Genomic DNA, 15,113 nt, shown 5'->3' with positions numbered 1-15,113 from the left:
AGGTGGGTGTTCAGCCAAGTGCGGCGGCGCGCCGGGAGGCGACCTCCGCGGTCTCGTCGGGGTCGGTGTTCAGTGAGTCGAGCAGGGTGTCGACATCGTCCTTGCGCTCCGGCAGCAGCAGGCCGAGGCCCACGAAGATCACCAGAGAGGTTGCCAACGGCAACGCGACGACCAGGGTGGTGTCGGTGGAGCCGATACCGTACTTGACGATCGCCCAGGTGATCAGCCCGATCGCCCAGGAGACGAGCGCGGCCCGTGGACCGCTGCGCCGGAACCAGGGCAGCAGCCCGAGCATCAGCGGGATCGCGATCGGGCCCATCGTCGCGGCCACCAGGTCGACCACGATCTTCAGTACGACGCCCTCGCCGTTGGTGGCGATCGCGATCAGCATGCTCACCGTGACGAAGGTGAACGTGGTGATGCGGGCCATCTTCAGCGCGGCCACGTCGCTCATCTCGCGGACCTTCTTCACCAGTACCGGCGCGAGGTCGCGGGTGATGACCGAGGAGATCGCGTTGGCGTCGGAGGCGACCATCGCCATCGTGTGCGAGAAGAAGCCGGCCAGCACCAGCCCGATCAGTCCGCTCGGCAGGAGCAACTGCGACAGAGCGACGTACGACTGCTCGGCCTTGCCCGGGTGCACCAACAGCGGCGCGGCGCACATCGGGATGAAGAGGACCAGCGGCCAGACCAGCCAGAGGGCCGACGACAGCAGCGCCGACTTCTTGGCCGCGGATCCGGACGGCGCGGCCATGTAGCGCTGCGCCAGGTTCCACATGCCGCCGTTGTACTCGAAGGTCTTGATGAACAAGAACGCGATCAGGAAGATCGGCGTGTACGGCCCGTTCAGCGCGTCACCGTGACCCTCGGGGAGCTTGTCCCACATGGTCCACAGCGTCGAGACGCCACCGAGGTGCGAGAGCACACCGATGAACATCGCGATCCCGGCCGCGGCCTGGATGATGAACTGGCCGAAGTCGGTGAGCACGTCGGCCCACAGCCCACCCAGCGTCGCGTAGGCCATCGTCACCACGCCGGTGAGCAGGATGCCCCACCGCATCGGTACGCCGGTGAAGCCGTTCAGCAGGATGGCGATCGCGACCCACTTGGATGCGATGTCGACGACCTTCAGCGCCGCACCGGAGTAGGCCAGCGCCTGCTGCGTCGGCAGGTTGTACCGCCGCGCCAGGTACTCCAGCGGCGAGACAACCCCGTGCTTGGCGCGCAGCCGGTTCCAGCGGGCGGCGAACAGGAACGCACCGATGCCGACACCGACACCGATCGAGACCGCCCACCAGACGTAGACGGTGATGCCGTAGTTGTAGGCGACGGCGGCGAACGCGACGAACATGACGGCGCTGTAGCCGGACATGTGGTGCGAGATGCCGGACAGCCACCAGGGAATCCGGCCGCCGGTCGTGAAGTAGTCGACGACGGTCTTGATCTTGGTGCGGGACCAGAGTCCGATCACCACCATCAGCACGAAATAGCCGACCAGGACTGACCAGTCCAGAGCGGTCATGGATCCTCCCAGGGACAAACGGGCGAGTGACTGGAAGGTTCCATTGAACAGAACTTGGTGTCAAGAGACGGAACCTGGAACAAATTCCCCCTCGGTTCCACGTCCGCGACAGCCCAACGAGACGTTTGACAGACGGTTCCACGAGATAGAACCTTGTTCTGTGAATGCACAGTCGCCACTCCAGATCCGCCACGCCACCCACCCCGCCCAGGTGCCCGGTCTCGACACCGCCGGACTGCGCGCGCAGTACCTGGTCGACGACCTCTTCACGCCGGACGCGGTCACCGCGGTGCTCACCCACCACGACCGGATCGTGCTCGCCGGAGCCGTCCCCGCGACCGCCCCGCTCACCCTCGGCACCTGGCCGGAGCTGCGCAGCGAGTACTTCCTCGAGCGCCGCGAGGCCGGCATCGTCAACGTCGGCGGCCCGGGCACGGTCACCGCCGACGGCACCAAGTACGAGCTGACCACCGGCGCCTGCCTGTACGTCGGCCGCGGCACCCGCGAGGTGGTCTTCGAGGGCGCGGAGTCGGCGTTCTACATCTTCTCGGCCAACGCGCACACCGAGTTCCCGACCGCGCTGGTCAACCCCGGCGAGGGCAACCGCCTCGAGCTCGGCGACCAGCAGACCGCGAACCGCCGGACCATCGACCAGTACATCCATGCCGACGGCGTCCGCAGCTGCCAGGTCGTGCTCGGCGTGACCACGCTGCACGCCGGCAGCACCTGGAACACGATGCCCGCGCACACGCACGACCGGCGTACCGAGTGCTATTTGTACTTCGGCCTCCCGGAGACGGACCGGATCGTGCACCTGCTCGGTGAGCCCGACGAGACCCGGCACCTGCTCGTGGCCGACCGGCAGGCGATCATCTCCCCGAGCTGGTCGATCCACTCCGGCGTCGGCACCTCGTCGTACAGCTTCGTCTGGGCGATGGCGGGCGAGAACCAGGCCTTCGGCGACATGGACGGCGTCGACGTCCGGGACCTGCGGTGACAGCTGGGCAATTCAGCCTCCAGGGCCGTACGGCGCTCGTCACGGGCGCGCGGCGGGGTATCGGCGCGGCCATCGCCGCCGGGTACGCCGCGGCCGGCGCCGAGCTGATCCTGTTCGCCCGCGACGCCGCGCTCGAGGACACGCTGGAGGCGATCAAGCAGAACGGCGGTGGCGAGGCCACCGTCGTGACCGCCGACTTCGCCGACCCGGACGCCGTCGAGGCGGTCGCGATCGAGCTGGCGCGGACCCGGCAGGTCGACATCCTGGTCAACAACGCCGGCACCATCCGCCGCGCCCCGGCCGCCGGGACCAGTACGGCGGACTGGCGGCACGTGCTCGACGTGAACCTGAACTCCACCTGGGCGGTGACCCGGCCGATCGGGGCCGCGATGGCCGAACGGGGGGCCGGGAAGATCGTCACGATCGCGTCCCTGCTCAGCTTCCAGGGCGGGATCACGGTTCCGGCCTACACTGCCAGCAAGCACGCGGTCGCGGGACTGACCAAGGCGCTGGCCAACGAATGGGGTGCGGCCGGCGTCCAGGTCAACGCGATCGCCCCGGGCTACATCAGTACCGACAACACCACCGACCTGCGGGCCGATCCGGAGCGCGAGACCGCCATCCGGTCCCGCATCCCGGCCGGTCGCTGGGGGCGGCCGGAAGAGCTCGTCGGCGCGGCGGTCTTCCTGGCCTCCGCGGCGGCGGACTATGTCAACGGCCATATCCTCGCGGTCGACGGTGGCTGGCTGGCCAGATAAGGAGTGGCAGGATGTCCGACATGAGTTCGCCCTCGGCCATCGACAAGACGTTGATGGTGTTGGATGCCGTCCTGGAGCACTCGCGGTTCACCGACGTGGTGAACGCGACCGGTCTGGCCAAGTCGACCGTGCACCGGATCATGGCCTCACTGGTCGAGCACGAGTTCGTAGCGCAGGCCGACGACGGCTCGTATCATCCCGGCCCGAAGGCGCTCCGGCTCGCCGGTCACGCCCTCACCAACGTCGACCTGGCCACGGTCGCGCGCCCGGTGCTGGCCGATCTGGTCGCCCAGACGCGCTGCACGGTGCACGTCGGGCTGCTGAACGGCGACGAGGCGATCTACGTCGCCCGCCTGGACGGCCCCAAGCCGTACCGGATGCCGTCGCGGGTCGGGAAGGCGTTCTGGCTGCATTGCACCGGGATCGGCAAGGCCCTGCTGGCCGAGAAGGACGATGCGGCGCTCGACGCGCACATCACCCGGACGGGCCTGCCCGCGCGGACGCCGCTGACCCACACCACCGCGGCCGGTCTGAAGGCCGATCTGGCGCAGGTCCGCGCTCGCGGTTATGCGCTGGACGACGAGGAGAACGAGCCGGGCATCCGCTGCGTGGCCGCGGTCATCCACGACCACACCGCGCTGGCGATCGCCGCGGTCAGCATCTCCACGCTGTCGCTCGAGCAGTCGATCGCGCAGGTGGCCCTGATGGCGCCGGCCGCGACCGAGGCGGCCCGCAAGATCTCCGCCGCGCTGGGCTATCGGGAGCCCTGATCCTGGGCCTATAGTTAGGAAACCTTCCTAACCATTGAGGTAGAGGATCGCCCATGAAATCTCCTCTCCGCTGGTTGCTCGCAGGTGCTCTGGTCGTCGGGTCCCTTGTTCCGCCGACGACCAGTGTTGCCGCGGCTGCTGCCTCGGTCAGTCCCGTCCCAGGCTTCCTGTTACAGACCTCCGCGCAGGTCTCCGACGACTCGGCCGTCACCAAGCCGGGTTTCCCGACCGCCGGCTGGTTGCCGGTCTCGTCCCGGTCGACCGTCTACGCCGGGCTCCTGCAGAACAACAAGTACCCCGACCCGTTCTTCTCGACGAACATGAAGAACGTCGACAAGGCGCAGTTCGGCGTCCCGTGGTGGTACCGCTCGGAGCTGCAACTCGCCGACACCGGCCAGCGCACGTACCTGGACTTCAGCGGCGTGCTGTCCCGCGCCGACGTCTGGGTGAACGGCGTCCGGGTCGCCGACAAGAACCAGGTCGTCGGCGCCTACACGCGGCACGACCTCGACATCACCGCGCAGGTCCACGCCGGTAGCAACACGATCGCGCTCAAGGTCTACCCGAACGACCCGAACCGCGACCTGACGATGGGCTGGATCGACTGGGCGCAGACCCCGCCGGACCAGAACATGGGCATCGTCCGCGACGTCCTGGTACGGCGTAGTGGTGCCGTCGCCCTCCGCGGCGCGCACGTGGTCACCAAGCTGACGGTCCCGTCCCTCAACCACGCGGACCTGACCCCGAAGGTCGACGTCCGCAACGACTCCGCCACCGCCGTGACAACCACGGTCAGTGGCACGGTGGCCGGCGTACCGGTCAGTCAGTCGGTTTCGCTGGCGGCCAAGGAGAAGAAGACCGTCACGTTCGCCACCATCGGGTTGGACAACCCGAACGTCTGGTGGCCGGCCGGGATGGGCGGTCAGCCGCTCTACGCGATCGACCTGACCGCATCGGTCGGCGGTACGGCGTCCGACAGTACGTCGGCGAAGTTCGGCGTACGGGATGTGAAGGCGCCACTGAACAGCAGCGGCGGCCGCGCGTACTCGATCAACGGCCGGCCGTTCCTCGTGAAGGGGGGTGGCTACTCGCCGGATCTGTTCCTGCGCTGGGATGCCACGGCCGCGCGCGACAAACTCAAGTATGTCAAGGATCTGGGCCTGAACACGGTCCGGCTGGAAGGGCACATCGAGCCCGACGAGTTCTTCGACCTGGCCGACGAGCTCGGCGTCCTGACCATGCCCGGTTGGGAATGCTGCGACAAGTGGGAGAACAGCTCGTGGTCCGCGGAGGACAAGGAAGTCGCCAAGCGGTCGATGACCGGTGAGGCGGAGCGCCTGCGCAACCACCCGAGTGTCTTCACCTTCCTGATCGGCAGTGACTTCGCGCCGACCGCGGACAAGGAGAAGGGCTACCTCGACGCGCTGGCCGCGGCCGACTGGCAGACCCCGATCATCTCGGCGGCCTCGGCCAAGTCGTCCCCGCAGCTCGGCATCTCCGGCATGAAGATGAACGGGCCGTACGACTACATCCCGCCGAACTACTGGTACGACAAGACACACAAGGACGCCGGCGGCGCGTGGGGCTTCAACTCCGAGACCTCGGCGGGCCCGGACATCCCGACCTTGGACACGCTGAACCGGATGATGACTCCGGCCGAGCTCGAGGTGCTCTGGAAGAACCCGTCGGCCACGCAGTACCACCGCTCCTCCTCGGGCACCTTCGGCAACCTGAAGCTGTTCGGCAACGCGTTGACCGGCCGGTACGGCGCTCCCGCGAACCTGAACGACTACGTGAAGAAGGCGCAGCTCGCGGCGTACGAGAACGTGCGGGCCGAGTTCGAGTCGCACAACCGCAACTTCACCGACTCGTCGAATCCGTCGACCGGCTTGATCTACTGGATGCTGAACAGTGGCTGGACGTCTCTGCACTGGCAGCTCTTCGACGCCTACCTGGATCAGAACGGTGCGTACTACGGCGCCAAGAAGGCGAACGAGCCGCTGCACATCCAGTACTCGTACGACACCAAGTCCGTTGCCGTCGTCAACCAGAACCACGCGACGGCATCCGGGCTGACGGCATCGGTCAAGCTCTACAACGTCGACGGCACGGAGAAGTTCTCGCAGTCGGCGGCGGTCACCGTTCCGGGTGACGGCGGCAAGGCGACCGCGTTGACGATTCCGGCCGTGAGTGGCCTGTCGGCGACGTACCTGGCGAAGCTGGTACTGACGAACTCGTCAGGTGCCGAGGTGAGCCGGAACGTCTACTGGCTGTCCACCAAGGCGGACACGCTCGACTGGAACAACACCGATTGGTACTACACGCCGACCACCAGCTACGCAGACCTGACCGGTCTGTCGAATCTGGCCCAGGCGCCGGTCTCCGCCAGCGCCTCGACGACGACCTCCGGTGAGAACACCATCACCACGGTGACGCTGAAGAACACGTCTTCCGCGAAGACACCGGCGTTCTACTTGGACGCGCACGTGGTGGCTGGCGGCAAACCGGTGCTGCCGGTTCAGTGGAACGACAACGCTGTGTCGTTGTGGCCGGGCGAGACGACGGTACTGCGGGCGACGTACCGGACCGCTGATCTGAAGGGCGGCTCGCCGTCGGTGCGGATCACCGGGTGGAACACGGCCACGCAGACGATCCCCGGTAACGGCGGCGGGCCGACCGATCCCGATCCGGTGGTCTACGAGGCCGAGGACGCGACCATCACCACCGGTGTGGTCGAGTCGAACCACGCTGGCTTCACCGGTCGTGGTTTCGTGAACTACGACAACGCGGTCGGCAGTGCGGTCGAGTGGACGGTCAACGCGACCAAGGCCGGCCCGGCGACGGTCGAGCTCCGCTACGCCAACGGTACGACGGTGAACCGGCCGATGAACGTGTCGGTGAACGGCACGGTCGTCTCCCCCGGGCTCGCGTTTGCCGGGACCGGGGCCTGGACGACCTGGCAGACCAAGTCGGTCACCGTCAATCTGGTTGCAGGAAGCAACAAGATCAAGGCCGTCGCGACCACCGCGAACGGAGGCCCCAACGTGGACAAGATCACCACCTCCTGAGTTACAGTCGGGGCCGTCACAGTCAGAGCTGTTGCGAGTCAGGGCCCCAGGACCACGGGAGGTCGGATGCGGTTCGCGGTGCTCGGAAGGATCGAGGCCCGGACCGATGACGGCCTACCGGTCGACCTGGGGCATCTCCGGCAGCAGTCCGTGCTGGCCGTCCTGCTCATCGAGCACGGACGGCCGGTGTCTGCCGATGTATTGGTCGATCGCGTCTGGGGTGACGCGGCTCCGCAGCGGGCCCGGGAGACCTTGTACTCCTACCTTTCCCGGTTGCGGCGGGTGCTCGGCGACCTCGTGATCCGGCAGCCCGGTGGGTACCTGATCGACGTCGATGCGGAGCAGATCGACCTGCACCGGTTCCGCGCTCTGGTTAGTGCAGGGTCTGCCGCAGAGGCGCTAGAGCTGTGGCGTGGTGAGCCTTTCGCTGGACTGGACACCCCCTGGTTCGTTGAACAGCGTCAGTCGCTCGTGGCGGCTCAGTTCGCCGCCGAGCTCGACCTGGTCGACCTGCGGTTGGAGCAAGGCGAACACGGCCAACTGCTACCGGGTCTGAAGAGCCGGGCCGAGGCGCACCCGCTGGACGAACGGGTCGCCCGGCAGCTGATCGACGCTCTGCATAGAGCGGGCCGGACGGCCGAGGCACTCGACCAGTACGACGTCATCCGGCGGGCGCTGTCCGCCGAGCTGGGCATCGATCCGTCGGCCGTGCTCCAGCAGTTCCACCAACGCCTGCTGCAGAAGCCGGCGGTGACCAGTGTGGTCCCCCGCCAACTGCCGGCGGCACCCGGAACGTTCAGCGGCCGGCTGCAAGCACTCGACCAGCTGTCCAGTGTGCAGTCCATCGCTGCGGTTAGTGGGACCGGCGGAGTCGGGAAGACGTCGCTGGTGCTGCACTGGGCGCACCACAACCTCGAACGGTTCCCAGACGGCCAGCTGTTCATCGACCTGCGCGGTTTCGACCCGACCGATGCGCCCTTGCCTGTCTCGACTGCGCTCACTGCCTTCCTGCATGCGTTGGGTGCACCGGACGCGACGATTGCGGCCGATGAGCAGGCCAGGGTCGGCGCGTACCGCACTCTGCTGGCCGGCAAGCAGATGCTGATCGCTCTGGACAACGCGATCGACAGCTCCCAGGTCGTTCCGCTGCTACCCGGTCGGCCGGGGTGCACGGTCGTGGTGACGAGCAGGAGCCGGCTGGGTGGCCTGCTGACGCACCACTCCGCCGTACTGATTGATCTGAATGAGTTGCCACCTAGCGACGCTGACGAGATGCTGAGCCGGCAGGTCGGTGCGGCTCGCCGTGCGGCCGAGCCGGAGGCGTTCGCGGAGCTACTGGAGCACTGCGCCGGTCTGCCGCTCGCATTGGCGATTGTGGCGGCGCGAGCTGGTTCACGACCTGATCTGCCGCTCAGTGTGCTGGCTGACGAGCTGCGTGAGTCTCGGCTCGACGCATTGACCACGGACGAGCTGACGGACAGCCTGCGGAGTGTCTTCGCGTCGTCGTACCGGGCGCTGTCGCCGGAAGAGGCTGAGCTGTTCGTTCTGATGGCGCTTGCGCCCGGACCGGACCTCGGGACCACCGCGGCGGCCAGTCTGATCGACCAGCCGGTCGCCCACGTCCGTGCGTTGCTGCGGCGGCTCGAGAGCGCCAACCTGATCAACCAGAACGCACCGGGCCGCTACCGCATCCACGACCTGCTCAGGCTGTACGCCGTTGAGCAGCACGACCCGGAGTCCCGCCGACTGGCTCTGCGTCGGCTGGTCGACCACTACCTGTTCAGCACCTTCTACGCGGACAGACTGCTCGCACCACGTCGTCCCCAACAGCAGCTCGCTGATCCGGAGCCCGGCTCTCGACCGGTCGAGCACTCCGACCGGGCCGCTGCTCAGCAATGGCTGGACACCGAGCACGCCTGCGTGGTCAGGGTCCAACGCCTCGCAGCATCCGAGGGTCTGCACACCCGGGTGTGGCAACTCGCCTGGGCGCTCAACACCTTCCACAACCGGACCGGCCAGCAAACAGCCCAGCTGATCGTCTGGGAACGCGCATTGGCCGCCGTCCCGGAGCTGACTGACCCAGCCGTCCAAGCGCTTGTCCTGCGCTTCCTCGGCCAGACGTACGCAAAGGTCGAACGACATGATGAAGCCTTGCGGGTGCTTGCCGAGGCCTTGCGGTACGCCGAACGTGACGGCTCCGCGCTGGTCCTGGGTCATGCTCACCAGGCGCTGGCGGCAGGCCATGAGCGGCAGGGCGACTACGAGCGAGCATTGCCGCACGCATTGGAGCAGCTGTCCCACCGACGCCGGCAGGATCCTGCCTGGGCCGCGGACGCGCTCAACTTCGTCGGCTGGCTCTACGCCTTGTCCGGCCGCTGCCACCCGCCTCACCAAAGCCCTCGCCACACTCCCCTGACCCGCTCCATCTGATGGGTCAGGCGCGGGCGGCGATGCGGTGGGCGATGCCGCGGATCTCGTCGACCAGGTCGACGTCGGTGTCGAGCATGCGTTGCATCTTGGCCGAGTCCTGGCCGGCGAACATGTCCGCGACCGTCACCTCGTGGTTGGGGCGGCTGAGGATCTCGATCCGGTCGTCGGCGCCGATGGTGCCGGTCTTCAGGACCTTGAGGTACGCACCCGGACGGTTGGCCTGGTGGAAGCGCTTCACCCAGCGCGGCAGGTCCATCCGGTGCTGGAAGGTGATGCACGGGACGCGGGGCGCGCGGACCATCACCTCGACCTCGTCGCCGATCCGCCACACCTCGCCGAGGAGGGCGCCGTTGACGTCCAGCCCCTCGGTGCGCAGGTTCTCCCCGAACAGACCGGTGGGGATGTCCCGGGTGAGCTCTCCGGCCCACCACTGCGCGTCCTCTTCGGCATACGCGTAGAGCGCCTGGTCGGGACCGCCGTGGTTCTTGGTGTCGCAGACCTGATCACCGGCGAGCCCGAGCGTGCCCACCAGCACTCGCCCGCCCTGCGGGCGCTTGTCGATCGCGGTCAGCCCCGTCTCCTTGGGACCTGCAATCAGTTCCTCGACCACGTTCACCGTCAGCACGCGCATACGAGCATCTTCGCTCTTCCAGCCGTGCCGGTCTACGGGGTTATCCACGCTTCGGATAGAGGACCGCGACGATGAACAGGGTCACGGTCATGGTGACCACGCCGGTCCACGCGGCGACGCCGTACCCGCTGGTGCTTGGGAAAACGTCCTCAGTATGAGCGGCGAGGATCAGACCGCCGAGCGCGCTGCCGATCGAGAAACCAACGCTGCGGACGACCTGATTGACGCCCATCGCACTCGCGGTCTCCGCCGCTGGGGTCGCGGCCAGGATGACGGCCGGCATCGCCGCGGAGAACGCCCCGACCCCGAAACCGAGGATGCTCATCGCGAGCACCGGCTCGAACAGCTGGTCGCGCGCGAGGGCGAACAGAACGAAAGCCGCCAGTACGACGGCGGTGCTGGCCGCGAGGACTGTCCGGGCACCGAGCTTGGCCCGGAGCCCGGGCACCAGCCGACCGGCGGCGAACCCGAGCACCGAGAACGGGACCAGCACGAGACCGGCCTGGAAGGTATTCAGCCCGAATCCGTAGCCGGCCGCCGCCGGAGTCTGGACGTACCGCGTGATCAGGCTGAGCAGCAGGTACATGCCGATGCCGCCGGTGAGCATCACCAGGTTCGCCACCGCGACCGCGGGGTGGCGCAGCAGGCGGACGTCGACCAGCGGCTTGGCGGTGCGAGCCTCGACGATCGTCCAGATCGCGAAAACCAGCAACGAGAACACCAGGATGCCGACGGCGACAGGTGTGTGCTGCCGCCAGAGTGCGGTCTGACTGATCACCAGCAGCAACGCGACCAGGGCGACGGTGAGCAGGATCCCGCCCAGTACGTCGACCCTGTTCGCGGGTCGCGCCGGTGCCGGCGGGAGAACGAGCACGGCCGCGAGGAGAGCAGCGGCGCTGATCACGAAGCCGAGGCCATACGCAGCGCGGATGCCGGCCAGGTCGGTGAGCAGGCCGGCCAGCGGGTAGCCGATACCGACGCCGACTGTCGAGGCAACCGACAACAACGCGATGGTTCGCGCGGCGTGCTGCTCGTCGAGGTGATCACGAGCGGTCGCCATCATCAGCGCGTTCAGCCCGAGCCCGGCCCCTTGGGCGGCCCGACCGGCCAACAGGAACCCGAACGGCAACGGGAGCACGGTGACCACACTGCCGGCCAAAACGATGCCAAGGGCAACCAAGATGACGGTACGCCGCCGCGGCCCGGATCCGAGCCGGCCGAGCACCGGAGTAGCCACCGCCCCGGCCAGCAACGCGATCGTCAACGTCCATTGGGCTGCCGCGAACGAGACGCCGTACTCGGACGCCACGGCCGTGATCAGCGGGGATCCCAGGCTCCCGCCGACCGCGACCACCAGGCTGATCGACACCACCACGCCGGCCAGCAGCCGCGGGGATCGCACCTCGGTCGCCATCATCGGTTGGTCTCGCTGGTGATGTGGCTGAAGAGGCCAGGCTGGATCCGGGTTCGGGCCTGACCGGCCCAGGGCTCTTCAACACCCGCCAGGTCCAACGCCGCGCTGGTGTTGAGCAGCATGCCGAAGGCCAGGAACGCTTTCACGGTGACCGGGTCCAGTCGAGCGGCGTCGGCGACCGCCTGCCAGAGCCGGCCGAAGCTGGCCCGGACCGCGTCGCGCACCTCGCCGTCCCCGGCGGCTGCCGCGGCGGTGCCCTGCAACTGCAGCAGCAACGTGGTCCGGTCGGACAGCATGTCGTTGTACTCCTGCCCCATCGCGGTCAGCGCCTCGATCCCGCTCGTCCCGCCGGCGGCCGCGAGCATCGCCACCGCCATCCGCTCGAACGCCGCGTCCACACACTCCAGGAACAGCAGCTTCTTGGTCCCGAACATCCGGAACACATAGGCCTGCGTGATCCCGGCCCGCCGTGCGATGGTCTCGGTCGACGCACCCGCCAACCCACCGGCCGCGAACTCCTCCTCGGCGATCCCGAGGACCTGTTCCCGGCGTTCCTGCCCACTCATCCGCGTTGGCGACATACCGCCAAGTTAGTAGGTAGTAACTACTAACTTAAAGCCCCAGTGGGGCACCTCACAGGGCTCAGTCCTGGATGGCTTTGACGATCGCGATGTTCCGGGTCACCCAGTCCTGCGGCAGGGTCGCGTCGGACGCGGCGCTCTCCAGCGCCCAGAGGACGTTGAGCATCTGCCGGACGATCACCCAGTTGCGGGCGCGGTCCTCGTCGAGACCGGCCACGTCGATCGCGGTGTAGAACCGCTGCTGGACGGCGAACCGCAGGTCGCCGGTGATCTCTTCCCAACGGTTCCAGACCAGCGGTGCGACCTCGAAGTGCGGGTCACCGGACAGCGGCTTCGGGTCGATCACCAGCCAAGGCTCCCGCGTGGCGGCCAGCATGTTCTCGTAGTGCAGGTCGGTGTGGATCAACCGGCCGTCGGTGGCCGGATCCGTGACGAAGTCCTCGGACAGCGAGATCGCCTGCTCGACGTACCGGTGCGGCACCGGGGCCGACGCCGGCAGCTGCCGGAACCGCTCCAGCCACCGCTTCAGCTCCCCCGACAACGTCCGGTACTGCGGTCCGGCAACCACGTGCAGCCGCTGGTACGCCGTACCGACGATCTCGCAGGCTTCCAGCACGTCGACCGAGGTGAGGTCGCGCGGCTCCAATCGCTCCAGCAGCAAGGCGAACCGCCGCGGATCCGCTCGCAGCAGCTGGACCGCACCGTCGCCGGCCCAGTCCCGCAGCGCGAGATGCTCGGTCTCAGCCTCCCAGTGCGGAAACTGAACCTTCAGTACGGCGCTCTGCCCGTCGCCGGTGCGCACCGGAACGACCAGCGCGCACTCGCCGTGCGCCGACGCACCGTCGACCCGCAGTTCCCACTCGTCGAGCAGGTCGCGGGTCAACCGCGGCAGCCGATCCAGCCAGTCCGCCCAGTCCTGCCCGCGCGAGGCAACGACGGCCAGACCGGCCGGGATGTCGACAGCCTGCACTACTTCTTGGCCTTCTCCGCCGGCTCGTTCGTCTTCAGGGCAGCGATGAAGGCTTCCTGCGGGACCTCGACCCGGCCCACCATCTTCATCCGCTTCTTGCCCTCCTTCTGCTTCTCGAGCAGCTTGCGCTTCCGGGTGATGTCACCGCCGTAGCACTTGGCGAGGACGTCCTTGCGGATCGCGCGGATCGACTCACGGGCGATGATCCGGGACCCGATCGCGGCCTGGATCGGCACCTCGAACTGCTGCCGCGGGATCAGCTCCTTGAGCTTTCCGGCCAGCGAGACGCCGTACGCGTAGGCGTTGTCGCGGTGCACGATCGCGGAGAACGCGTCCACGGTCTCGCCCTGGAGCAGGATGTCGACCTTGACCAGGTTGGCCGCCTGCTCGCCGGTCGGCTCGTAGTCCAGCGACGCGTAGCCCTTGGTCTTCGACTTCAGCTGGTCGAAGAAGTCGAAGATGATCTCGGCCAGCGGCAGCGTGTAGCGCAGCTCGACGCGGTCCTCGGACAGGTACTCCATCCCGAGCAGGCTGCCCCGCTTGGTCTGGCACAGGTCCATGATCGTGCCGATGAAGTCCTTCGGGCTCAGGATCGTCGCCCGCACCATCGGCTCGAAGATGTCGCCGATCTTGCCCTCGGGGAACTCGCTCGGGTTGGTGACGATGTGCTCTTTGCCGTCCTCCATGTCGACCCGGTAGACGACGTTCGGCGCGGTCGAGATCAGGTCCAGGTCGAACTCGCGCTCGAGCCGTTCGCGGACGATCTCCATGTGCAGCAGGCCGAGGAAGCCGCAGCGGAACCCGAAGCCCAGCGCACCCGAACTCTCCGGCTCGTAGCTCAGCGCCGCGTCGTTGAGCTGCAGACGCTCGAGGGCGTCCCGCAGCGTCGGGTAGTCGTCGCCGTCGATCGGGAACAGCCCGGAGTAGACCATCGGCTGCGGGTGCTTGTAACCACCGAGCGCCTCGGTCGCACCGCGGACGGCCGCCGTGACGGTGTCACCGACGCGGGACTGCCGGACGTCCTTCACACCGGTGATCAGGTAGCCGACCTCGCCGACGCTGATGCTGCCCGACTTCACCGGCTCGGGCGAGATCACGCCGACCTCGAGCATCTCGTGCACCGCGCCGGACGACATCATCTTGATCTTGTCGCGGTGGGTCAGCTCGCCGTCGACCACCCGGACGTAGGTGACCACACCGCGGTAGGTGTCGTAGACCGAGTCGAAGATCAGCGCCCGCGGCGGAGCGTCCTTGACGCCCTTCGGCGGCTCGACCTGCGCGACGATCTCGCTCAGCAGGTCCTCGACGCCGACACCGGTCTTGGCCGAGACCCGCAGCACCTCGTCGGGGCGGCAGCCGATGATGTGCGCCAGCTCGGCGGCGTACTTCTCCGGCATCGCGCCGGGCAGGTCGATCTTGTTCAGCACCGGGATGATGTTCAGGTCCGCGTTCAGCGCCAGATACAGGTTGGCGAGCGTCTGCGCCTCGATCCCCTGCGCGGCGTCGACGAGCAGCACCGCGCCCTCACACGCCTCCAGCGACCGCGACACCTCGTAGGTGAAGTCGACGTGGCCGGGGGTGTCGATCATGTTCAGGATGTACGTCGTACCGTCCGGGGCCAGCAGGCCGCCCGGGGTGTCCGGCTTCGGTGTGAACGGCAGCCGGACCGCCTGCGACTTGATCGTGATGCCGCGCTCACGCTCGATGTCCATCCGGTCCAGGTACTGCGCCCGCATGGCGCGGCCGTCGACCACGCCGGTGATCTGCAGCATCCGGTCGGCCAGCGTCGACTTGCCGTGGTCGATGTGGGCGATGATGCAGAAGTTCCGGATCAGCGTCGGGTCGGTACGACCCGGCTGCGGCACATTCGGGGGGCCAACGGGCACGGAGGGGATCCAGTTCGTCTCGGTGGTACAACCAGCACAACTGGTCAATCATCCCATGCGGAGCCAGCGGATTTGAAAAATCGGAG

11 protein-coding genes are annotated in these 15,113 nt (G+C 67.7%); 5 read left to right on the top strand and 6 right to left on the bottom strand.

The features are described from left to right. Window positions 1–10: 10 nt before the first annotated feature. Complete coding sequence (locus OG474_RS31925) at window positions 11–1,522, bottom strand: sodium:solute symporter family protein (protein WP_405057315.1); 1,512 nt, start codon at window positions 1,520–1,522, stop codon at window positions 11–13. A gap of 160 nt (window positions 1,523–1,682) precedes the next feature. Between OG474_RS31925 and kduI the strand changes: the two genes are divergently transcribed. The 5 genes from kduI to OG474_RS31900 all read left to right on the top strand — a co-directional run bounded on the left by kduI (window position 1,683) and on the right by OG474_RS31900 (window position 9,545). After that, window positions 1,683–2,519, top strand: a complete 837-nt coding sequence (kduI, locus tag OG474_RS31920) for a 5-dehydro-4-deoxy-D-glucuronate isomerase (protein WP_405057314.1) — start codon at window positions 1,683–1,685, stop codon at window positions 2,517–2,519. Then, complete coding sequence (locus OG474_RS31915) at window positions 2,516–3,277, top strand: SDR family oxidoreductase (protein WP_405057313.1); 762 nt, start codon at window positions 2,516–2,518, stop codon at window positions 3,275–3,277. Before kduI ends, OG474_RS31915 begins: the two co-directional genes overlap by 4 nt. A 20-nt stretch (window positions 3,278–3,297) precedes the next feature. Further along, the gene (locus OG474_RS31910) at window positions 3,298–4,047 is read left to right on the top strand and encodes an IclR family transcriptional regulator (RefSeq protein WP_396377203.1); all 750 of its coding nucleotides are present in this window, start codon (window positions 3,298–3,300) and stop codon (window positions 4,045–4,047) included. A gap of 53 nt (window positions 4,048–4,100) precedes the next feature. Next, the gene (locus OG474_RS31905; protein WP_405057312.1) at window positions 4,101–7,115 is read left to right on the top strand and encodes a glycosyl hydrolase 2 galactose-binding domain-containing protein; all 3,015 of its coding nucleotides are present in this window, start codon (window positions 4,101–4,103) and stop codon (window positions 7,113–7,115) included. Window positions 7,116–7,181: 66 nt separating this feature from the next. After that, window positions 7,182–9,545, top strand: a complete 2,364-nt coding sequence (locus OG474_RS31900) for a BTAD domain-containing putative transcriptional regulator (protein ID WP_405057311.1) — start codon at window positions 7,182–7,184, stop codon at window positions 9,543–9,545. Window positions 9,546–9,549: 4 nt separating this feature from the next. Here the strand turns inward: OG474_RS31900 and OG474_RS31895 are convergent, their stop codons facing one another. From OG474_RS31895 to lepA, 5 genes are all read right to left on the bottom strand, one after another. Continuing rightward, window positions 9,550–10,176 (bottom strand): MOSC domain-containing protein, encoded by a 627-nt coding sequence (locus OG474_RS31895; RefSeq protein WP_405057310.1) that lies wholly within the window; start codon window positions 10,174–10,176, stop codon window positions 9,550–9,552. 40 nt (window positions 10,177–10,216) lie between these two features. After that, window positions 10,217–11,593: an MFS transporter gene (locus OG474_RS31890; protein WP_405057309.1), complete on the bottom strand. Its 1,377-nt coding sequence runs from the start codon at window positions 11,591–11,593 to the stop codon at window positions 10,217–10,219. Next, a complete protein-coding gene (locus tag OG474_RS31885) occupies window positions 11,590–12,171 on the bottom strand; it encodes a TetR/AcrR family transcriptional regulator (protein ID WP_405057308.1) in 582 nt (193 codons plus the stop codon). Before OG474_RS31885 ends, OG474_RS31890 begins: the two co-directional genes overlap by 4 nt. A 61-nt stretch (window positions 12,172–12,232) precedes the next feature. Then, window positions 12,233–13,141, bottom strand: a complete 909-nt coding sequence (locus OG474_RS31880) for an aminoglycoside phosphotransferase family protein (protein ID WP_405057307.1) — start codon at window positions 13,139–13,141, stop codon at window positions 12,233–12,235. After that, window positions 13,141–15,027 carry a translation elongation factor 4 gene (gene lepA, locus OG474_RS31875; protein WP_405057306.1) on the bottom strand — a complete coding sequence of 629 codons (1,887 nt, stop codon included), beginning with the start codon at window positions 15,025–15,027 and terminating at the stop codon, window positions 13,141–13,143. The genes OG474_RS31880 and lepA overlap by 1 nt, the downstream gene beginning before the upstream one ends. Between the last annotated feature and the right edge of the window lie 86 nt (window positions 15,028–15,113).

Source organism: Kribbella sp. NBC_01505, assembly GCF_045040285.1.
In the GTDB taxonomy this organism is placed as follows: Bacteria; Actinomycetota; Actinomycetes; order Propionibacteriales; family Kribbellaceae; genus Kribbella.
Note: the sequence above shows the minus strand (reverse complement) of the source record. Positions and strands in the feature narration are given on the sequence as shown.

Coding starts and splice junctions, on each gene's coding strand:
- OG474_RS31890 (WP_405057309.1), bottom strand. CDS start 11,593: ATGATGGCGACCGAGGTGCGATCCCCGCGGCTGCTGGCCGGCGTGGTG.
- OG474_RS31925 (WP_405057315.1), bottom strand. CDS start 1,522: ATGACCGCTCTGGACTGGTCAGTCCTGGTCGGCTATTTCGTGCTGATG.
- OG474_RS31910 (WP_396377203.1), top strand. CDS start 3,298: ATGAGTTCGCCCTCGGCCATCGACAAGACGTTGATGGTGTTGGATGCC.
- OG474_RS31885 (WP_405057308.1), bottom strand. CDS start 12,171: ATGTCGCCAACGCGGATGAGTGGGCAGGAACGCCGGGAACAGGTCCTC.
- OG474_RS31895 (WP_405057310.1), bottom strand. CDS start 10,176: ATGCGCGTGCTGACGGTGAACGTGGTCGAGGAACTGATTGCAGGTCCC.
- OG474_RS31900 (WP_405057311.1), top strand. CDS start 7,182: ATGCGGTTCGCGGTGCTCGGAAGGATCGAGGCCCGGACCGATGACGGC.
- OG474_RS31905 (WP_405057312.1), top strand. CDS start 4,101: ATGAAATCTCCTCTCCGCTGGTTGCTCGCAGGTGCTCTGGTCGTCGGG.